The 19,917-nt window shown below is 66.8% G+C and carries 16 protein-coding genes, 1 tRNA gene and 2 pseudogenes; 16 read left to right on the top strand and 3 right to left on the bottom strand.

The window, feature by feature from the left end:
- The first annotated feature begins 38 nt into the window (after positions 1–38).
- Together BGI51_RS04665 and rimI are read left to right on the top strand one after the other, a co-directional pair.
- Positions 39–868 (top strand): annotated as a pseudogene (locus BGI51_RS04665) (energy transducer TonB).
- Positions 865–1,317, top strand: coding sequence for a ribosomal protein S18-alanine N-acetyltransferase (gene rimI / locus BGI51_RS04660; RefSeq protein ID WP_133861595.1), 453 nt, complete (start codon positions 865–867; stop codon positions 1,315–1,317). The pseudogene BGI51_RS04665 and the gene rimI overlap by 4 nt, the downstream one beginning before the upstream one ends.
- A 13-nt stretch (positions 1,318–1,330) precedes the next feature.
- Here the strand turns inward: rimI and BGI51_RS04655 are convergent, their stop codons facing one another.
- The gene (locus tag BGI51_RS04655; protein WP_187980442.1) at positions 1,331–1,864 is read right to left on the bottom strand and encodes a hypothetical protein; all 534 of its coding nucleotides are present in this window, start codon (positions 1,862–1,864) and stop codon (positions 1,331–1,333) included.
- Positions 1,865–1,991: 127 nt separating this feature from the next.
- Here BGI51_RS04655 and otsB point away from each other — a divergent pair, with 127 nt between their 5' ends.
- The gene (otsB, locus tag BGI51_RS04650; RefSeq protein ID WP_133861593.1) at positions 1,992–2,750 is read left to right on the top strand and encodes a trehalose-phosphatase; all 759 of its coding nucleotides are present in this window, start codon (positions 1,992–1,994) and stop codon (positions 2,748–2,750) included.
- A 1-nt stretch (position 2,751) separates the two neighbouring features.
- Positions 2,752–4,203 carry an alpha,alpha-trehalose-phosphate synthase (UDP-forming) gene (gene otsA / locus BGI51_RS04645; protein ID WP_187980441.1) on the top strand — a complete coding sequence of 484 codons (1,452 nt, stop codon included), beginning with the start codon at positions 2,752–2,754 and terminating at the stop codon, positions 4,201–4,203.
- 432 nt (positions 4,204–4,635) lie between these two features.
- Here otsA and BGI51_RS04640 read toward each other — a convergent pair.
- Together BGI51_RS04640 and BGI51_RS04635 are read right to left on the bottom strand one after the other, a co-directional pair.
- Positions 4,636–4,712: transfer RNA gene (locus BGI51_RS04640), tRNA-Met, on the bottom strand.
- A gap of 108 nt (positions 4,713–4,820) precedes the next feature.
- Positions 4,821–5,735: a MurR/RpiR family transcriptional regulator gene (locus BGI51_RS04635; RefSeq protein WP_133861591.1), complete on the bottom strand. Its 915-nt coding sequence runs from the start codon at positions 5,733–5,735 to the stop codon at positions 4,821–4,823.
- Positions 5,736–5,965: 230 nt separating this feature from the next.
- On the opposite strand from BGI51_RS04635, the gene BGI51_RS04630 reads away from it, so the two are divergent.
- The 12 genes and pseudogenes from BGI51_RS04630 to BGI51_RS04580 all read left to right on the top strand — a co-directional run bounded on the left by BGI51_RS04630 (position 5,966) and on the right by BGI51_RS04580 (position 19,759).
- Positions 5,966–7,903 carry a bifunctional 5-dehydro-2-deoxygluconokinase/5-dehydro-2-deoxyphosphogluconate aldolase gene (locus BGI51_RS04630; protein WP_187980440.1) on the top strand — a complete coding sequence of 646 codons (1,938 nt, stop codon included), beginning with the start codon at positions 5,966–5,968 and terminating at the stop codon, positions 7,901–7,903.
- A 25-nt stretch (positions 7,904–7,928) separates the two neighbouring features.
- Positions 7,929–8,825 carry a myo-inosose-2 dehydratase gene (gene iolE, locus BGI51_RS04625; RefSeq protein ID WP_187980439.1) on the top strand — a complete coding sequence of 299 codons (897 nt, stop codon included), beginning with the start codon at positions 7,929–7,931 and terminating at the stop codon, positions 8,823–8,825.
- A gap of 11 nt (positions 8,826–8,836) precedes the next feature.
- The gene (gene iolB / locus BGI51_RS04620; RefSeq protein WP_187980438.1) at positions 8,837–9,652 is read left to right on the top strand and encodes a 5-deoxy-glucuronate isomerase; all 816 of its coding nucleotides are present in this window, start codon (positions 8,837–8,839) and stop codon (positions 9,650–9,652) included.
- Between the two features lie 51 nt (positions 9,653–9,703).
- Positions 9,704–11,203: a CoA-acylating methylmalonate-semialdehyde dehydrogenase gene (locus BGI51_RS04615; protein ID WP_187980437.1), complete on the top strand. Its 1,500-nt coding sequence runs from the start codon at positions 9,704–9,706 to the stop codon at positions 11,201–11,203.
- A 13-nt stretch (positions 11,204–11,216) separates the two neighbouring features.
- Positions 11,217–13,154: a 3D-(3,5/4)-trihydroxycyclohexane-1,2-dione acylhydrolase (decyclizing) gene (iolD, locus tag BGI51_RS04610; RefSeq protein ID WP_187980436.1), complete on the top strand. Its 1,938-nt coding sequence runs from the start codon at positions 11,217–11,219 to the stop codon at positions 13,152–13,154.
- 43 nt (positions 13,155–13,197) lie between these two features.
- Positions 13,198–14,208, top strand: coding sequence for a Gfo/Idh/MocA family protein (locus BGI51_RS04605; RefSeq protein ID WP_133861585.1), 1,011 nt, complete (start codon positions 13,198–13,200; stop codon positions 14,206–14,208).
- A 15-nt stretch (positions 14,209–14,223) separates the two neighbouring features.
- Positions 14,224–14,835: pseudogene (locus tag BGI51_RS23960) on the top strand (Gfo/Idh/MocA family protein); the annotation flags it as partial.
- Positions 14,836–15,079: 244 nt separating this feature from the next.
- A complete protein-coding gene (locus tag BGI51_RS23845) occupies positions 15,080–15,343 on the top strand; it encodes a hypothetical protein (protein WP_356595498.1) in 264 nt (87 codons plus the stop codon).
- Between the two features lie 111 nt (positions 15,344–15,454).
- Positions 15,455–15,625, top strand: coding sequence for a hypothetical protein (locus BGI51_RS04595; protein WP_166655915.1), 171 nt, complete (start codon positions 15,455–15,457; stop codon positions 15,623–15,625).
- Positions 15,626–15,754: 129 nt separating this feature from the next.
- Entirely contained in the window at positions 15,755–16,681 is a 927-nt protein-coding gene (locus tag BGI51_RS04590; protein WP_187980435.1) for a sugar ABC transporter substrate-binding protein, read from the top strand.
- Positions 16,682–17,120: 439 nt separating this feature from the next.
- Positions 17,121–18,674: a sugar ABC transporter ATP-binding protein gene (locus BGI51_RS04585; protein ID WP_133861582.1), complete on the top strand. Its 1,554-nt coding sequence runs from the start codon at positions 17,121–17,123 to the stop codon at positions 18,672–18,674.
- Positions 18,675–18,733: 59 nt separating this feature from the next.
- Entirely contained in the window at positions 18,734–19,759 is a 1,026-nt protein-coding gene (locus BGI51_RS04580; protein ID WP_133861581.1) for an ABC transporter permease, read from the top strand.
- Positions 19,760–19,917: the final 158 nt, after the last annotated feature.

The following is a 19,917-nucleotide window of genomic DNA, read 5'->3' as shown; positions in this document are numbered from 1 at the left end:
TCCCGCCGCGTAACAGCGCAGGCTCTTAGGATCCGCCCATGTCCGACCCCGCCCCTTCCACCAGCCCCTCGCTTGCCGCCGAGGCGCGTCGTCGCGCCTATCTGCAGGCGTTGCAGCTGGATGTCTGGGTGCCGCGCACGGTGTTGCCCTTCGCCGCGCCTTCGCGCCCGGAAGCCCTGTGGGTCGAGGAGCCGGAAGCGGCGCCTGTCGTGGCTCGGGTGGTACGCCCGGAGCCGGTGGCCAAGACCGCGCCGGCCGCTGCGGTAGCCGAGGCACCGCCGGCGAATCGGCCGCGCATCGAGATCCCGCGACCTGCGGCGTTGAAGCCGGCTGCGCCCCCGTGGCCGAGCCGGAACCGGAACGTGCGCCGCCGCCAGCGCGGGAGCCGGCGCCCCGTTTTGCCTTGCAGTTGTTGCAGGCCGGGCGCTGCCTGCTGCTGCTGGAGTTGCCTACCGGCGATACCCTGGGGGTGCGGGATCCGGCCTACCTGCTGCTCCGGGATCTGCTGCGCGCTGCCGGCCTGCCGGACACGCCGCGGATCGTCAGTGAAGAGCCCATTCGCTGGCCACTGCTCAACAACGGTCAACTCGACCAGGGGCCGGCGGCGGCCGCTGAATTCGTGCAGAGCTTCGTCTCGGGGCACCAGGAGCGCCTGGGCGAGGGCCTGGGACTCTGGCTGATCGGTGTGGCCGCGCGACGCTGCAGCGGGGTCGAGGATGCGCAGCTCACGGGGGTGGAGCGGGACACCGCCCTGGGCCCGGCCTGGCTGGTGCCGGGACTGGATATCCTGATGGAAGAGCCGGCCGCCAAGGCCGCGCTCTGGCAAGCCATGCGCCCGTTGCGGCGCCGCTGGATGGAACGGCAATGAACGATGCGGTGAGCTTTCGGCGGATGACCGAAGCCGATCTGAACACGGTGTTGAAGATCGAATATCAGGCCTTCAGCCATCCCTGGACCCGCGGCATCTTCACCGATGCGCTCAGGTCCTACGACTGCTGGGTGATGACGGCTGGCGAGCAGCAGGTGGGGCACGGGGTGATCAACGTCATTCTCGACGAGGCTCATCTGCTCAATATCACCATCAAGCCGGAAAGCCAGGGCCGGGGACTCGGCCTGCGGCTGCTGGAACACCTGCTGCAGGAAGCGCGCAAGGCCAAGGCCAACGAGTGTTTCCTAGAGGTACGCGCCAGCAATCAGTCGGCCTATCGGCTGTACGAACGCTATGGCTTCAACGAGATCGGCCGCCGGCGGGACTATTATCCCGCGGTCGGCGGCCGGGAAGATGCGCTGGTGATGGCCTGTACGCTGCTCGACTAGGCCGTCAGCGGCCTCAGTGATCGGCGCGTTTTTCGTCCAGATCCAGGCTGGTGTCGCCGGCGAGGTCTTCGTCGTTCGCATCCAGATCGGCGTAGCGGGCCTCTCGCTGGGTCTCGGCTTCGTTGGGTGCGTCGGCTTCGCCGTCCCAGGCCTCGCCATCCAGCGGATGGCTGCGACCGAGTTCGGCTTCGTCCTGACCGGAGCCGCCGCCGATGTCGCTGTCCTCGACCACGCTCAGTTCCTTGTCGTTCGGCCAGGCATCGCCGTAGTCGGTCGGCGAGCGCGCGCCGGTTTCGTCCAGCAGGGTCTCGGGGCTGGCGTCGTCCATCGTCGGTTGATGATCCAGGGTTTCGCCGCCGGTCATGCCGGCCTGGCGCACGCGCTCTTCGGGAAACTGGCCTTCATAGTCGCGCGCGTCCATTTCGTCGCCGATGCGACCACCGCGCTCGTCCTTGCGATCGCTGAAGTCGAGTTCGCGCATGTCACCCATGCGGTCCTGAATGTCGTCGATCTCTTCGGGGGTCTTGGTGATGTCGGGCTTGTTCATGGTGGTCTCCAAAGGCAGGGCTGCTAGAGCATCTCCCTGAATCCGACTACGCGCCGGCAAGGGGAATTCCTCGGCACCGCCGGAAGATGTGAACGAACCATACGATGACCCGGCAGTCGTACCTTCCATGATCGACCTCGACAGCCTCACCTCATCGGGCCAGCCGCTGGCCTTCTTCTTCGATCTGGATGGCACCCTGGCAGAATTGCAGCCACGTCCGGAACAGGTTTTCATTCCCGCTGAAACCCTCGCTGCCCTTGAACAGCTGGCGCGCCACCATGGCGTCGCCGTGGTTTCCGGGCGGCCGCTGGCGGAGATCGACGGCTTCACGGCGCCGCTGCGGCTGCCAGCGGCTGGCGTCCATGGCGCCGAGTGGCGCGATCCCCAGGGCGAGATCCATCGGGTGAGCCTGGATGCGGAGATGCTGGCGCACGTCGGTCGGCGCCTGGAGACCGCACTGGCGGCGCATCCGGACCTGCTGCTCGAACGCAAGAGCGTGGCCTTCGCCCTGCACTATCGCCAGGCGCCGGACAAGGAAGCCCTGGTTCGCGAACTGGCTGAAGGCATCGCCGCCGACCATCCCGAATTCAAGTTGCAGCCGGGCAAGTGCGTCTTCGAACTCAAGCCCGCTGCGGCGAGCAAGGGTGAGGCCATCGCCCGTTTTCTCGAACTGGAACCCTTTGCCGGCTGCCTGCCGGTGTTTCTCGGTGACGATCGCACCGATGAAGAGGGGTTCACTGTCGTCAATGCGCGAGGCGGTCTGACCGTCAAGGTAGGGGAGGGGGAGACGGTCGCCAAGACCCGCCTGCCTTCGGTGGAAGCGGTAGCCCTCTGGCTGCAGCAGCTGAGCCGTGACCTCGCGCCACATTATAAGCAAGGAGACTAGGATGAGCCGTTTAGTGGTGGTATCGAATCGGGTGGCCCCGATCGAGGAAGGCAAGGCGACCGCGGGTGGTCTGGCGGTGGGTGTCCTGGACGCCCTGCGCAAGTCGGGTGGCATCTGGTTCGGCTGGAATGGCGATACGGTCAAGGAGAACGGGCCGGCCAAGACCCAGACCAAGGACAATATCGACTATGTGACCTTCGGCCTGACCAAGCGCGACTACGACCACTACTACCGCGGCTTTTCCAACGCCACCCTCTGGCCGATCTTCCATTATCGAATCGACCTGGCGCGTTACAACCGTGAAGAGTACGACGGCTATCGACGCGTCAACATGGCCATGGCCGAGCGCCTGAAGCCCTTGCTCAAGCCCGATGACATCATCTGGGTGCACGACTACCACCTGATTCCCTTCGCCGAAGCCTGCCGCATGCTGGGCATTCGCAACCGCATCGGGTTCTTCCTGCACATTCCCTTCCCGGCGCCGGAGATCCTCACCGCCATCCCGCCGCACAACGAATTGCTCAAGACCCTGTGCTTCTATGACCTGATCGGCTTCCAGACCGATACCGACCAACTGGCCTTCCAGGACTACATCACCCGCGAGGTGCGTGGCGTGCTGGAGAAGGACGGCAGCCTGACCGCCTACGGTCATAACTTCCGGGTCGGCGTTTATCCCATCGGCGTAATGCCAGACGTCATCCAGAAGCAGGCCGAGTCCTATCGCACGCGGCGCCAGTTCATCTCGCGCAGCATCGAGGGCGTGCCCTACAAGACCATCGTCAGCGTCGACCGCCTCGACTATTCCAAGGGGCTGGTGGAGCGCTTCCAGGCGTTCGAAAAACTGCTGGAGCATTTCCCCGAGCATCACCGGGCGGTGCAATTCGTGCAGATCGCGCCCTCGTCTCGGGCGGACGTGGTCTCCTACCAGAACATCCGGCGTCAGCTGGAGAGCCATGCCGGCCATATCAACGGCCATTTCTCCGAGCTGGACTGGACGCCGATCCGCTACCTGAACAAGAGCTACGACCGACGCACGGTGATGGGGCTGTTCCGCTCCTCCGACGTCGGCCTGGTGACGCCGTTGCGCGATGGCATGAACCTGGTGGCCAAGGAGTACGTGGCGGCCCAGGATCCGGAAAATCCGGGCGTGCTGGTGCTGTCGCGCTTCGCCGGTGCGGCGCGCGAACTCAATTCGGCGTTGATCGTGAATCCCTATGACCATGTCGGCATGGCCGAGGCGCTGGACCGGGCGCTGCGCATGCCGCTGGAAGAGCGCAAATCGCGCTACGAAGACATGATGCGGGTGATCCGCAAAGCGGATCTGGCCTCCTGGCGGGACAACTTCCTGCGCGATCTGCGGGCCTTCAGCTCCAAGGCGCTGGTGCAGTCCATCGAGACCCAGGACGCGGCTGCTGGGGAAGAGCTGGAGAGCAAGCAGAAGGTCGCCCTGTAAGCGTGTTGCGCGGTGATGGAGCCCGGCTTAGGCCGGGCTTTTTCATGGGGTGAGGCTGAGGTTTGGTGGGAAGGGGCCCTCACCCTAGCCCTCCCCGGAGGGAGAGGGGACGAGGAGCGGTGCTAGTTGTGGCTTGGGTCTGCTTCTGCTGGACTCTTCCGGGGCGGGAAGGCTGTCCGGGGGAGAGAGTGGGGCGGGGCCCTCACCCTAGCCCTCTCCCGAGGGGAGAGGGGACGAAGAGCGGTGCTAGCTGTGGCTTGGGTCTGCTTTTGCTGGACTTTTCCGTGGGCGGGAAGGCTGTCCGGGGGAGAGCGGGGCGGGGCCCTCACCCTAGCCCTCTCCCGGAGGGAGAGGGGACTAAAAGCGGTGCCGCGGTGGGCTTTTTCGTGGGCAATAAAAAAGGGTCAGCTTACGCTGACCCTTGGAAATAGGTGGTGGCTACGCAGGGACTTGAACCCCGGACCCCAGCATTATGAATGCTATGCTCTAACCAGCTGAGCTACGTAGCCATCCGAGGCGCGCATTATTGGCAAGGCGCCGGTGGCTGTCAAGCCTTCTGCTCAAGAAATTTCTGTTTGTCGATCAAGCGTTTGCGCGGCCCGCCGGGGCTGGTTCGGCTAGTCGTCCTCGTCCAGCGGCAGCTGGATCTCGTCCATCTTCAGCTCCAGGCGATAGCCCAGGGCCAGGAACAGCGCCTGGCACAGGCAGAGGGTGGCGCTCAGGGAGCGGAAGGCGAAGGCACTGCCTTCGTTGACCAGCAGCAGGGCGTCGGCGCGCTTGGCCAGGGGCGAGAGATTGCTGTCGGTGATGATCAGTGTCTTGGCCTTGTGGTGCTGGGCGATGCGCACGCACTGCTGACTTTCCTTGCCATAGGGACTGAAGCTGATGGCGATCAGCAGGTCGCCCTGGGCGATGCTGCGCATCTGCTCGCGATAGCCGCCGCCCAGGCCGGTGATGAGGTGGATGCGCTTGTTGGTGTGCTGCAGGTTGTAGACCAGGTAGTCGGCCACGGCGAAGGAGCGGCGCACCCCCACCACATAGATGTTCTCGGCGTTCACCAGCAGGTCGACGGCCTTGTCGAAGGCGGCGTCGTCCAGCTCTTCGGCCAGTCGATCCAGCCCCGAGCGGGTGGCGTTGATGCACTCGCGGGCCAGATCGCCGCTGCTGGCGCGCTGGCTCTTGTTGGCGATCATGCTGCGGATGCGCTGCTGGTAGTTCTGTACCGGCGTGGTCTTGTGGGTGTAGGCCTCGCGAAACAACGCCTGCATCTCGCTGAAGCCCTTGAAGCCGAAGCGCTGGGAGAAGCGCACGATGGCCGAGGGATGCACCTCGCACTGCCCGGCGATGTCGCTGATGCGATCGACCATGACCCTGTCGCTCTGCTGGCTGACATAGGCGGCCACCCGTTTCAGCTGGCGTGGCAGGGCCTCGTAGTCACGGGCGATGCAGGCCAGCAACTGCTCGACGTTGCCGGGCGGATCGGCCAGCGGCGCGCTGCTGAGGGGGTCGTCGGCCGGGGAGTCGGAGGACATGGGCAATCTCGCGGTAGGGATTCTTGTGCCGGCAACTTAACCCATTCGCCGGGCGGCGTCGAAGTGGGACGGCAGGCGCAGTGTACGCCAGTTATGGAAATTAAATTCCATAAAATCTCATGTGGAAAATTTGTTGATTTGTCCGCGGCGTCGTTCTAGCCTGAGCTCACTCACACGTTCGGCCCCTCGGGTCCGCGCGGTTGGCCGATAACAATAAGCAGGAGCCACCCATGGGTGATCATTTCTTCGCCAGCGGGCGCCAGTTGGATGTCATCTGCCTGGGGCGACTGGGCGTCGACCTCTATGCGCAGCAGATCGGGGCGCCACTGGAAGACGTCAGCAGCTTCGCCAAGTACCTGGGGGGATCCTCCGCCAACATCGCCTTCGGCACCGCGCGCCTGGGGCTGAAGTCGGCGATGCTGACCCGGGTCGGTGACGACCACATGGGCCGCTTCCTGACTCGGACGCTGGCGCAGGAAGGCTGCGACACCCGCGGTATCCAGGTGGATCGCGAGCGCCTCACCGCCCTGGTGCTGCTGGGCATCAAGGACCGCGAGACCTTTCCCCTGGTGTTCTATCGCGAGAATTGCGCCGACATGGCGCTGGGCGCGGACGACATCGACGAGGCCTTCATCGCCAGCGCCAAGGCACTGTTGATCACCGGTACCCACTTCTCCACCGAGGGGGTGTTCCAGGCCAGCAGCCGGGCGCTGGACTACGCCGAGCGCAACGGCGTGAAGCGGGTGCTGGACATCGACTACCGCCCGGTGCTCTGGGGGCTGACCGGCAAGGCCGATGGCGAGACCCGCTTCATCGCCAGTGCCGAGGTCAGCGCCCATGTGCAGCGCATCCTGCCGCGCTTCGACCTGGTGGTGGGCACCGAAGAGGAATTCCAGATCGCCGGGGGCAGCGAAGACCTGCTCACCGCCCTGCGCCGGGTCCGCGACGTGACCGCGGCGACCCTGGTGGTCAAGCTTGGCGCCCAGGGCTGCACGGTGATCCAGGGTGCCATTCCGGCGCGTCTCGAGGAAGGCGAGATCCATCGTGGCATCCGCGTCGAGGTGCTCAATGTGCTGGGTGCGGGCGATGCCTTCATGTCCGGCTTCCTGCGCGGCTGGCTGACCGGCGGCAACGATGCCGAATGCTGCCGGCTGGCCAATGCCTGCGGCGGGCTGGTGGTGTCGCGCCACGGCTGCGCCCCGGCCATGCCGACCCTGGCCGAGCTGGATTACCTCAACCACAGTCCGGTACCCATCACCCGTCCCGACCTCGATCCGGTGCTGACCCGGCTGCACCGGGTCAGCACGCGGCGGCGCCAGTGGCAGCCGCTGTTCATCTTCGCCTTCGATCACCGCTACCAGCTGGTGGAGAGCGCCCAGCGGGTGGGCGCCGACCCGGCGCGGATTCCGGCGCTCAAGCAGCTGTTCGTCCAGGCCATCGCCGAGGTCGAGCAGGACCTGCAGCGTCAGGGTGTGGCCGCCGACGTCGGGCTGCTGGCCGACGAGCGCTTCGGCCAGGACGCCCTGAATGCCGCCAGCGGCCGCGGCTGGTGGATCGCCCGGCCGGTGGAGCTGCAGAATTCGCGACCGCTGGCCTTCGAGCATGGTCGCTCGGTGGGCAGCACCCTGCTGAGCTGGCCGAGCGAGCAGATCATCAAGTGCCTGGTGCAATTCCACCCCGATGACGAGCCGCTGCTGCGGCTGGAGCAGGAGGCTCAGCTCAAGGGGCTGTATGAAGCGGCCCAGGCCAGCGGTCATGAACTCCTGCTGGAGGTCATCCCACCGAAGAACCATGCCTCCAGCCGGCCGGACGTGCTCTATCGCGCCATCAAGCGACTGTACAACCTGGGCATCTATCCCGAGTGGTGGAAGATCGAGGCGCAGCCGGCCGCCGTCTGGCAGCAACTCGACCAGTTGATCGCCGAACGCGATCCCCATTGCCAGGGCGTGGTGGTGCTGGGCCTCAACGCCCCGGCCGAAGAGTTGGCCGAAGGCTTTCGTCAGGCCAGCGCCAGCCAGCGCTGCCAGGGCTTCGCCGTGGGCCGGACCATCTTCGCCCAGCCGAGTCGGGCCTGGCTGGCCGGCGAGATCGACGACCGTGCGCTGGTCGCGCAGATCCGCAGCAACTTCGAATTCCTGATCCAGGCCTGGCGCGACGCCCGCGCCTGATCGCCTCCTGACGAGCAGCTCCGACATGACCGCACAACAACTCAAGATCGGCATCAACCCCATCTCCTGGGCCAACGACGACCTGCCGGCCCTGGGCGGCGACACCCCGCTTGCGACCATCCTGCGCGAGGGCAAGGAAATCGGCTTCCAGGGCTTCGAGCTGGGCGGCAAGTTTCCCAGCGAGCCCAAGGCGCTGGGCGAGGTACTCGGCCAGCATGACCTGGAGCTGGTGTCCGGCTGGTATTCCAGCGGCCTGGCGCACCGGGATGTTGAGGTCGAGATCGAGGCGATCCGTCCGCATTGCCGGCTGCTGGCCGAGAACGGCGCCAAGGTGCTGGTCTACGGCGAGGTGGCCGGCTCCATCCAGGGGCAGCGCCGGCCGCTGATCGAGCGGCCGCGCTTCCACAGCGACGCCGCCTGGCAGGCCTATGCCGAGAAGCTCGATCGCCTGGCCGCCTTCACCCTGAGCCAGGGCCTGCGCCTGGCCTATCACCACCACATGGGCGCCTATGTGGAAGCGCCCGAGGACATCGCCCGGCTGATGGCGCTGACCTCTCCGGACGTCGGCCTGCTGTTCGATGCCGGCCATTGCTACATGGGCGGTGGCGATCCCCTGAGCGTGCTGCAGCAACATATCGACCGGGTCTGCCACGTGCACTTCAAGGACGTGCGCAAGGCCGTGGTGCAGCTGGCGCGCAACCACCAGTGGAGCTTTCCGGACTGCATCCTCAACGGCACCTTCACCGTGCCGGGTGACGGCGACATCGATTTCTCGGCGCTGCTCAAGGTGCTGGTGGCTGCCGGCTATGAAGGCTGGCTGGTGGTGGAGGCCGAGCAGGACCCGGCCGTGGCGCCGGCCTACGAATACGCCAAGAAGGGCTACGACCATCTGCGCCAGCTGGTGGCGCAGGCCACTGCCTGAGGAGGAATCCGATGAATCTGCTCGTCAAAGCCGACCGTAGCGCCCGCGACATCGTCAGCGTCCCGGCCGGCGCCCTGGACTATGTCGGCTTCGCCGCCCATCGCCTGCAACCGGGAGAGTCCCTGCCGGTGCTGGCGGGCGATCTGGAGGTCTGCATCGTGCTGCTCAGCGGCGGTGCCAGTATCGAGGGCGGGCATCCGCAGCTGGGCGCCTTCGCCTGGCGCGGGCTGGTCGGTCGTCAGAGCGTCTTCGAAGACGTCTCGCCCTATGCCGCCTACCTGCCGCCCGGCAGCGAGGCGCGGGTGACCGCCGACAGCACCGCCGAAATTGCCATCTGCACCTCGCCCGGCAATCCGCTGGTGGCGGACCGGCTGCCACCGCGGCTGATCGAGCCGGCGAGCATGCAGCGATCCACCCGCGGCAAGGGTGCCAATACCCGCTATGTCTGCGACATCCTGCCGGACACGGCGGCGGCCCATTCGCTGCTGGTGGTGGAGGTGCGCACCCCGTCCGGGCATTCCTCCAGCTATCCGCCCCATCGCCATGACCGCGACAACCTGCCGGCGGAGAGTCTGCTGGAGGAGTCCTACTACCACCGCATCGATCCGGGGCAGGGCTTCGTCTTCCAGCGCGTCTACACCGACGAGCGCGACCTGGACCAGGCCATGGCGGTGGAAGACCACGACGTGGTGCTGGTGCCGCGCGGCTATCACCCGGTCAGCGTGCCCTATGGCTACGAGTCCTATTACCTCAACGTGATGGCCGGCCCCCGGCGCGTCTGGAAATTCCACAACGATCCGCAGCACGAGTGGCTGCTGACTCGCTAACCCCTTTCGCATTCGCCGTGGCGGCGACCCCAGGACACGAGGATTCAGGACATGAGCGACACCCCCGTCATCGGGCACTACATCAACGGCGCGGTCTCGACCCAGGCCGAGCGTTTCAGCGACGTCTTCAATCCGGCCGAGGGCGTGGTCCAGGGGCGGGTCGCCCAGGCCACGGCGCAGACCGTGGATCAGGCGGTGGCGGCGGCCAAGGCGGCCTTTCCCGAGTGGTCCGAGCAATCGGCGCTGCGCCGGGCGCGCATCCTGTTCCGCTTCAAGGAGCTGCTCGACCAGCACCACCGGGAACTGGCGGCGCTGATCACCCGCGAGCACGGCAAGGTGCTGTCCGACGCCATGGGCGAGGTGACGCGCGGCATCGAGGTGGTGGAATTCGCCTGCGGCGCGCCACACCTGGCCAAGACCAGCTACAGCGACAACATCGGCGGCGGCATCGACAACTGGAACCTGCGCCAGCCGCTGGGCGTGTGCGCCGGCATCACCCCCTTCAACTTCCCGGTGATGGTGCCGCTGTGGATGATTCCCATGGCGCTGGCCACCGGCAACACCTTCATCCTCAAGCCCTCCGAGCGCGATCCCTCCGCCAGCCTGCTGCTGGCCGAGCTGCTCAAGCAGGCCGGCTTGCCCGATGGCGTATTCAACGTGGTCCAGGGTGACAAGGTGGCGGTGGATGCGCTGTTGCAGCACCCGGACGTGGAGGCCATCTCCTTTGTCGGCTCCACCCCCATCGCCGAATACATCCACCAGGAAGGCACCCGCCGCGGCAAGCGCGTCCAGGCCCTGGGCGGTGCCAAGAACCACATGATCGTGATGCCCGACGCCGACCTGGATCAGGCCGCCGATGCCCTGATCGGCGCCGGTTTCGGCTCGGCCGGCGAGCGCTGCATGGCCATCTCCATCGCCGTGGCGGTGGGCGATGTGGGCGATGCCCTGATCGAGAAACTGCTGCCGCGCATCGATGCCCTGCGGGTGCGCAACGGCGTGGAAGCCGACGCAGACATGGGACCGCTGGTGACCGGCCAGCACAAGGCCAAGGTCGAGGGCTACATCACGAAAGGGGTGGAGGAGGGCGCCAGGCTGCTGGTCGATGGCCGCAACTTCAAGGTGCCCGGCGCCGAACACGGCTTCTTCGTCGGCGCCACCCTGTTCGATGGCGTGACCCCGGAGATGACCATCTACCGTGAAGAGATTTTCGGCCCGGTGCTGGGCATCGTGCGGGTGCCGGACTTCGCCAGCGCGGTGGAACTGATCAACGCCCACGAATTCGGCAACGGCGTCTCCTGCTTCACCCGTGACGGCGGCATCGCCCGCGCCTTCGCCCGCACCATCAAGGTGGGCATGGTCGGCATCAACGTGCCCATCCCGGTGCCCATGGCCTGGCATTCCTTCGGTGGCTGGAAGAGATCCCTGTTCGGCGATCACCACGCCTATGGCGAGGAAGGCCTGCGCTTCTACACCCGCTACAAGAGCGTGATGCAGCGCTGGCCCGACAGCATCGCCAAGGGCGCCGAATTCAGCATGCCCACCGCCAAGTGACCGGGGAGAAGCCATGAGCACCCAACGTCTGACCATGGCCCAGGCCCTGGTGAAATTTCTCGACAACCAGTACCTCAGCGTCGATGGCGTCGAGACCAGATTCGTCGCCGGCGTCTTCACCATCTTCGGCCACGGCAACGTGCTCGGCCTGGGCCAGGCGCTGGAGCAGGACGCCGGAGAGCTGGTGGTGCACCAGGGGCGCAACGAGCAGGGCATGGCCCATGCCGCCACCGGCTTCGCCAAGCAGAAGCTGCGTCGGCAGATCTACGCCTGCACCTCCTCGGTGGGGCCGGGCGCGGCCAACATGCTGACCGCCGCGGCCACCGCCACCGCCAATCGCATCCCGCTGCTGCTGTTGCCCGGCGACGTCTATGCCAGTCGCCAGCCCGATCCGGTGCTGCAGCAGATCGAGCAATTCCACGACCTGTCGATCAGCACCAACGATGCCTTCCGCGCGGTGAGCAAGTACTGGGATCGCATCAACCGCCCCGAGCAGCTGATGAGCGCGGCGATCAACGCCATGCGTGTGCTGACCGATCCGGCCGAGACCGGCGCCGTGACCCTGGCGCTGCCCCAGGATGTCCAGGGCGAGGCCTACGACTACCCCGACTACTTCTTCGCCAAGCGGGTGCACCGCCTGGATCGCCGGCCGCCGGTGGTCGCCGCCATCGCGGAGGCGGTGCAGCTGCTCAGGCGCAAGCGCAAGCCGCTGCTGATCTGTGGCGGCGGGGTGAAGTATTCCGGCGCCGCCGCGGCCCTGCAGCGCTTCGCCGAGCGCTTCGAGATCCCCTTCGCCGAGACCCAGGCCGGCAAGAGCGCCATCGTCTCCAGCCACGAACTCAATGTCGGCGGCATCGGCGAGACCGGCTGCCTGGCCGCCAACCTGCTGGCCAGGGAAGCGGATCTGATCATCGGCGTCGGCACCCGCTACACCGATTTCACCACCTCCTCGAAGTGGCTCTACCAGCATCCCGAGGTGGAATTCCTCAATCTCAACGTGGCCGCCTTCGACGCCGGCAAGCTCGATGGCCTGGCCGTGGTGGCCGATGCCCGCGAAGCCCTCGACGCCCTGACCGAGGCGCTAGGGGCTACCGACTACCGCGCCGGCTGGGGCGGCCAGGTCGGTGAAGCGCGTGAGCGCTATCGCCAGGAGGTGGAGCGGGTCTACGCGGTCGGCTACACCGGCGCCGACTTCGTGCCGGAGATCGACGACGACCTGCCGCGCGCGGTGCTGGAGGAATTCGTCCGTCTGACCGGTTCGTCCCTGACCCAGAGCCAGGTGCTCGGCCGCCTCAACGAACGGCTGGACGACGACGCCATCATCGTCGCCGCCGCCGGCAGCCTGCCGGGTGACCTGCAGCGCGCCTGGCAGAGCAAGGGCGTCAACACCTACCACCTGGAATACGGCTATTCCTGCATGGGCTACGAGATCAACGCCGCCCTCGGCGTGAAGCTGGCCGAACCGGAGCGCGAGGTCTATGCGCTGGTGGGGGACGGTTCCTACCAGATGCTGCACTCGGAGCTGGCCACCTCCATCCAGGAGCGGCGCAAGATCAACGTGGTGCTGCTCGACAACATGACCTTCGGTTGCATCAACAACCTGCAGGTCGGCCACGGCATGGGCAGCTTCGGCACCGAATTCCGCTATCGCAATCCGGAGACCGGCAAGCTCGACGGCGACTTCGTGCCGGTGGACTTCGCCATGAGCGCCGCCGCCTACGGCTGCAAGACCTATAGCGTGCGCACCCTGGAGGAGTTGGAAGCGGCCCTGGCCGATGCCCGTCGGCAGACGGTCTCCACCCTGATCGACATCAAGGTGCTGCCCAAGACCATGCTGCACGGCTACCTGTCCTGGTGGCGGGTCGGCGGCGCCGAGGTCTCCACCAGCGAAAAGATCGCCGCCGTCGCCCGGCTGCTCAGGGAAAACGCCGCCCAGGCCCGCCAATACTGAGCGCCGCTCACTCCATAACAAGTCCAAATCGGAGAATGAAGTCATGACCTTGAACATCGGTGTCATCGGGACCGGCGCCATCGGCCGCGAACACATCCGCCGCCTGAGCCACACCCTGCTGGGCAGTCGCGTGGTGGCGGTGACCGACATCAACGCCGACCAGGCCGCCCGGGTGGTCCAGGAGTTGGGCATCACCGCGGAGGTCTATGCCGACGGCCATGCGCTGATCGCCGCGGCGGACGTCCAGGCGGTGCTGGTCGCCTCCTGGGGGCCGACCCACGAGGAGTACGTGCTGGCTGCCATCGCCGCCGGCAAGCCGGTGTTCTGCGAAAAGCCGCTGGCGACCACCGCCGAGGGCTGCCGGCGCATCGTCGAAGCCGAACAGGCCCACGGCAAGCGTCTGGTGCAGGTGGGCTTCATGCGGCCCTACGATGCCGGCTATCGCCAGCTCAAGGCGGTGGTCGACGCCGATCGCATCGGCGCGCCGCTGATGATCCATGCGGCCCACCGCAATCCCACGGTGAGCGAGCACTACAGCACCGACATGGCCATCACCGACACCCTGATCCACGAGATCAACGTGCTGGCCTGGCTGCTGGACGATCATTACGTGTCCGCCCAGGTGGTCTTTCCGCGCAAGGCGCCGGCGGCGCGCGAGCACCTGCGCGATCCCCAGGTGGTGCTGCTGGAAACAGCCAAGGGCGTGCGCATCGACGTCGAGGTCTTCGTCAATTGCCAGTACGGCTACGACATCCAGTGCGAGATCGTCGGCGAGCGCGGCATCGCCCGCCTGCCGGAGCCGACCTCGGTGCAGCTGCGCAGCGAGGCGCGGCTGTCCAACGAGATCCTCATGGACTGGAAGGACAGATTCATCGCCGCCTACGACGTGGAACTGCAGGCCTTCATCGACGACCTCGCCGCCGGCCAGCTGACCGGGCCGTCGTCCTGGGACGGCTACATCGCCGCGGTCACCGCCGACGCCTGCATCAAGGCCCAGGACAGCGGCGCCATCGAGCCGGTGACCCTGCCCAGCCGACCGGCTTTCTACGCCTAGGTCGCTCGCGGGGATGTGTTGCCTGCAGGGGAGGCCTCGGCCGTGAGAATCGGACTGGTCGGCTACGACGGCCTCGGACGCCTGCTGCAGGCGCCGCTGATCGCCAGCACCCCGGGCGTCCAACTGGTGGGTGTGGTGACCGGCTCGTCGGCGCCAGGCGCCGAGCTGAGCAGGGCGTATCCCGGCGTCGCCGGCCATCCCAACCTGGCCGGGCTGATCGCCGCCGGGGTGGACAGCCTGGTGATCGCCACGCCTCTCGGCGAACGGGCGGCGCAGGTGCGGGAGGCCTTGCAACAGGGCCTGCCGGTGGTCTGCACGGCGCCGCTGGCGAGCACCCTGGCAGAGGCCGAGGACCTGATGGCGCTGGCCGAACGACGCGGCGTCCCGCTCTGCGTCCAGCAGCTGCGCCGCTGGGATTCGGACCTGCTCACCCTGGTTCGACTGCTGCGCGAAAAGCGCCTGGGCCGGGTACGCCTCTTCGAGTCGCGCCTGCAACTGACCGACCTGGCCGCGGCGGGCCTGGGCACCGAGGCGGGCCTGCTCCTCGAACTGGGCAGCCATCTGGTGGACCAGGCGCTGCTACTGTTCGGGCCGGTCGAACGGGTCTATGCCGAGGCGCAGTTCCCCCGTGGCGATCCCGCGCGGGAGCGGGAATTCTTTCTGTCCCTGCGCCATCGCTCGGGGTGGTCTCGCACCTCTCGGGCAGCGGTCTGCAGAACTGTCCGCAGCGGCTGCGGGTGGTCGGCGAGCGGGGCGTCTATAGCGTCGATGGCCTGGATGGCCAGGCCACGGCCCTGCGCCAGGGCGTACCCCGCGCAGCGAAAAGGCCAGCTGGGGCGCCGAGGAGCATCAGCGCTGGGGCTGGCTGAGCGTGGGCGAGGAGCGCGCGCGGGTACCGAGCGAACGGGGCCGCTGGGATCTGTTCTACGAGGGCTGGCTGGCGGCCCTCACCCAGGGCGCGCCCTTGCCGGTCACGCCGCAGGAAACACTGGCCTGCCAGGCGATCCTGGCGGCGGCGCGGCAGAGTGCCCGTACGGGGGAAAGCCTGGTGGTAGAGGGCCTCGAAGAGGCGGCGGAGCGGTCGCGGGCAGGTGCCCAGGGGCGAGCGCGGCGGTCATTCGTACAGGTCGAATGAAATTTCTATTTCTCTCTTGTTGTGGAATTAAATTTCCAATAGAGTCGAGAGCAGTTGCAGAAACGAGTCACCAGGGCCGTGCGCCCCGACAACAATAATAGGTGCCGTCACATGAACCACTCCACGCATTCCTTCCGTCTCGCCCTCGCCACCGTGCACCGCCTCAAGGTGCAGCGTCCCTCCCGACTGCTCGCCCTGCTCGGCCGGCTGTTCTGCCACGAGCGCAGCGGCGCCGTGCTCTGCGCCTCGCCCGGCGCCGCGGTGTTCTACCGCCCGCACTGATTCCCGCGTCTTTCCAGCGTTCGCCCAGGCTCCGCCCGGTTCAAGACCGCGCGGCGCCCGAGGTGCGCCTGGCCGTTGCGCCCGTCTGATCCCCTCGCTGATCGTCACCCCACGAATGGAGCCTGAACCATGCAGAAAAAAACTCGCTTTGCCACCCTGGCGCTGTCGCTGCTGCTGGGCAGCAGCGCGGCCCTGGCGGACCTCAAGGTCGGGGTGACCATGTCGTCGTTCGACGACAACTACCTTACCTATGTCCGCGAATACATGACCAAGAAGGCCAAGACCGACGGCGTGCAGCTGCAGTTCGAGGACGCCCGCAACGACGTGGTCAAGCAGCTCACCCAGGTGCAGAGCTTCATCAGCCAGAAGGTCGATGCGGTCATCGTCAATCCGGTGGACACCGCCGCGACCCGGACCCTGACCGAGGCCGCCACCAAGGCCGGCGTGCCCATCGTCTACATCAACCGCCGCCCCGACGAGCCCACCCTGCCGGCGGGCGTGGTCGCGGTGACTTCCGACGACAAGGAAGCCGGCCGCCTGCAGGCGCAGTACGTGGCGGACAAGCTCGGCGGCAAGGGCCAGGTGGCCATCCTGCTGGGTGATCTGGCCAACAACTCCACCCACAACCGCACCGCCGGGGTGAAGGAAGTCCTGGCCAAGTATCCGGGCATCAAGATCGTCGAGGAGCAGACCGCGGCCTGGCAGCGCGACAAGTCCATGGACCTGACCAGCAACTGGCTGCTGGCCGGCAAGGAACTCAACGCCATCTTCGCCAACAACGACGAGATGGCCATCGGCGCGGCCATGGCCCTGCGCCAGGCCGGCAGGAAGGACGTGCTGGTCACCGGCGTCGACGGTACGCCCGACGGCCTGGCGGCGATCAAGCGTGGCCTGGTGACGGTCTCGGTGTTCCAGGACGCCAAGGGCCAGGCGGAAGGCGCCCTCGATGCGGCGCTGAAGATGATCAACAAGACCCCCGGCGAGCAGAACGTGCTGATTCCCTTCCGCCTGATCACCCCGGAGAACGTCGCCGAATTCCAGGCCATGACCAAATGACCTGAGGCGCCTGCGCCGTCCTGGAACGAGGGCGGGACGCCGCGCCAGAACGGCTTTCCAGAGCAAACGGGCAGTCCGGCAACGGACCGCCCGTTTGTCTATCTGGGGCCTTGCCAGCGGCGCCGGGCGGGTTGCGGACCCTCGATGATTATCACCTAAAAATTCCAAAAAGATATTGACTGGAATTTATTTTCCAATAGAGTCGAGGGCAAGCCAAGACGTACAGCGGTGCCTCGCCCCGGCGAACGCACCCTTCAACAAGAATAAAAGGTGCCGTCATGCCATCCCGCTCCCTGTCCCTGCATAGGTCTCCGATCGCCTGTCCGCCAGATACCTGCCTGCACCTGGCCCGCGCCGTCATGGCCAGCCCTTCGCCCAGCGCCCTCTACTGACCAGCGACCCGCGCCGCCTGGTCGGCGCCCGCGAGGAGATCGTGATCATGCTCAGTTCCGCCACCCCTGCCGTCGCTCCCGCCACCGCGGCCACGGCCGCGCCCGGCGAATACCTGCTGGAAATCGTCGACGTCACCAAGGAGTTTCCCGGCGTCAAGGCGCTGTCCCACGTGCAGCTGCGGGTGCGTCCCGGCACCGTGCTGGCGCTGATGGGCGAGAACGGCGCGGGCAAGTCGACGCTGATGAAGATCATTGCCGGCATCTACCAGCCCGATGCCGGCGAGGTGCGGCTGCGCGGGGTGCCGGTGCGCTTCGAGACGCCGCTGCAGGCACTGCAGTCGGGGATCGCCATGATTCACCAGGAACTCAATCTGATGCCCTTCATGACCATCGCCGAGAACATCTGGCTGGGTCGCGAACCGCTCAATGCCCTGCACCTGGTGGACCACGGCAAGATGCGTCGCCAGACCCAGGCGCTGCTGGACCGACTGCGCATCGCCCTGGACCCGGAAGACAGCGTGGGCAGCCTGTCCATCGCCGGGCGGCAGATGGTGGAGATCGCCAAGGCGGTGTCCTACGACAGCGATGTGCTGATCATGGACGAACCCACCTCGGCCATCACCGAGACCGAGGTGGCGCATCTGTTTTCCATCATCGCCGACCTCAAGGCCCAGGGTAAGGGCATCGTCTACATCACCCACAAGATGGACGAGGTGTTCCAGATCGCCGACGAGGTCGCGGTGTTCCGCGACGGCCAGTACATCGGCCTGCAGCGCGCCGACAGTATGAACGGTGACGGCCTGATCGCCATGATGGTGGGGCGCGAACTGACCCAGCTGTTCCCGGAGCGCACCGCGCCGCGCGACGAGGTACTGCTGTCGGTGCGCGACCTGGGCCTGGACGGGGTGTTCTCCGGCGTCTCCTTCGACCTGCGCGCCGGCGAGGTGCTGGGCATCGCCGGACTGATGGGCTCGGGGCGCACCAATGTCGCCGAGACGCTGTTCGGCGTGACCCCGGCCACGGCGGGCGAGATCCGCATCGACGGCCGGCCGGTACGGATGAGCGATCCTCATCTGGCGATCCAGAAAGGTCTGGCGCTGCTCACCGAAGACCGCAAGGACACCGGCATCTTTTCCTGCCTGTCGGTGGGGGAAAACATGGAGGTGGCGGTGCTGAATGGTTTCGCCAGCGGCGGCTTCGTGCAGCAGCAGCGCCTCGACCAGCTCTGCGAGGAGATGCGCCAGCAACTGCGGGTGAAGACCCCCTCGCTGGACCAGTGCATCGCCAATCTCTCCGGCGGCAACCAGCAGAAGGCGCTGATCGCCCGCTGGCTGATGACCCGGCCGCGCATCCTCATCCTCGACGAGCCCACCCGCGGCATCGACGTCGGCGCCAAGGCCGAGATCTACCGGCTGATCGCCAAGCTGGCCGCCGAGGGCCTGGCGGTGATCATGATTTCTTCCGAACTGCCCGAGGTCCTGGGCATGAGCGACCGGGTGATGGTGATGCACGAAGGCACCGTCACCGGCTTTCTCGATCGCGGCGAAGCCACCCAGGAGCGGGTCATGCACCTGGCCTCGGGCAATCCCGTACTGCACTAGCGCACCCTTCGCGCGGTGGGCTGCGCCCATCGCTCCCGGCATACAAGAGGTAGAACAAGATGAGTGCCCTCCTGGACAAGAAAACCGCCGAGCTACCCAGCGCGCGCCCGCGGCGCCGCATTCCCACCGAACTGGGTATCCTGCTGGTGCTGCTGGGCATCGGCCTGGCCTTCGAGGCCTTCGGCTGGGTCCTGCGTGACCAGAGCTTCCTGATGAATTCCCAGCGCCTTGTGCTGATGATCCTGCAGGTCTCGATCATCGGCCTGCTGGCCATCGCCGTGACCCAGGTGATCATCACCACCGGCATCGACCTCTCCTCCGGCTCGGTGCTGGCGCTGTCGGCCATGGTGGCGGCGAGTCTGGCCCAGGGCTCGGACTTCGGCCGGGCGGTGTTTCCCTCGCTGACCGACCTGCCGGTCTGGGTGCCGGTCATGGCCGGCCTCGGGGTGGGGCTGCTGGCCGGCGCCATCAACGGCAGCATCATCGCCGTCACCGGCATCCCGCCCTTCATCGCCACCCTCGGCATGATGGTCTCGGCCCGCGGCCTGGCGCGCTACTACACCGAAGGCCAGCCGATCAGCATGCTGTCCGACAACTACACCGCCATCGGCGCCGGGGCCATGCCGGTGATCATCTTCCTGGTGGTGGCGGTGATCTTCCACATCGCCCTGCGCTACACCAAGTACGGCAAGTACACCTATGCCATCGGCGGCAACATGCAGGCCGCGCGCATCTCCGGCATCAACGTCAAGAAGCACCTGATCATCGTCTACAGCATCGCCGGCCTGCTGGCGGGCCTGGCCGGGGTCGTGGCCTCGGCCCGCGCCGCCACCGGCCAGGCGGGCATGGGCATGTCCTACGAACTGGACGCCATCGCTGCGGCGGTGATCGGCGGTACCAGCCTGGCGGGCGGGGTAGGGCGCATCACCGGCACCGTGATCGGCGCCCTGATCCTCGGCACCATGGCCAGCGGCTTCACCTTCCTCGGGGTGGACGCCTACGTCCAGGACATCATCAAGGGCCTGATCATCGTGGTCGCCGTGGTCATCGACCAGTACCGCAACAAGCGCAAGGCCAAGCGCTAGGGCTGGCGCCTTCCCCTCTCCCTGGGAGAGGGCCGGGGTGAGGGGCCGAGCCAGCACCCGACCGTTTTTCCCCCTCTCCCCCTGGGAGAGGGCCGGGGTGAGGGCCGAGCCAGCACCCGACCGTTTTTCCCCCCTCCCCCTGGGAGAGGGCCGGGGTG

This window comes from Pseudomonas oryzihabitans, assembly GCF_014522265.1.
GTDB classification, from domain to species: Bacteria; Pseudomonadota; Gammaproteobacteria; order Pseudomonadales; family Pseudomonadaceae; genus Chryseomonas; species Chryseomonas aestiva.
The sequence above is the reverse complement of the archived record's forward strand: the minus strand, read 5'-3'. Positions and strand labels throughout refer to the sequence as shown.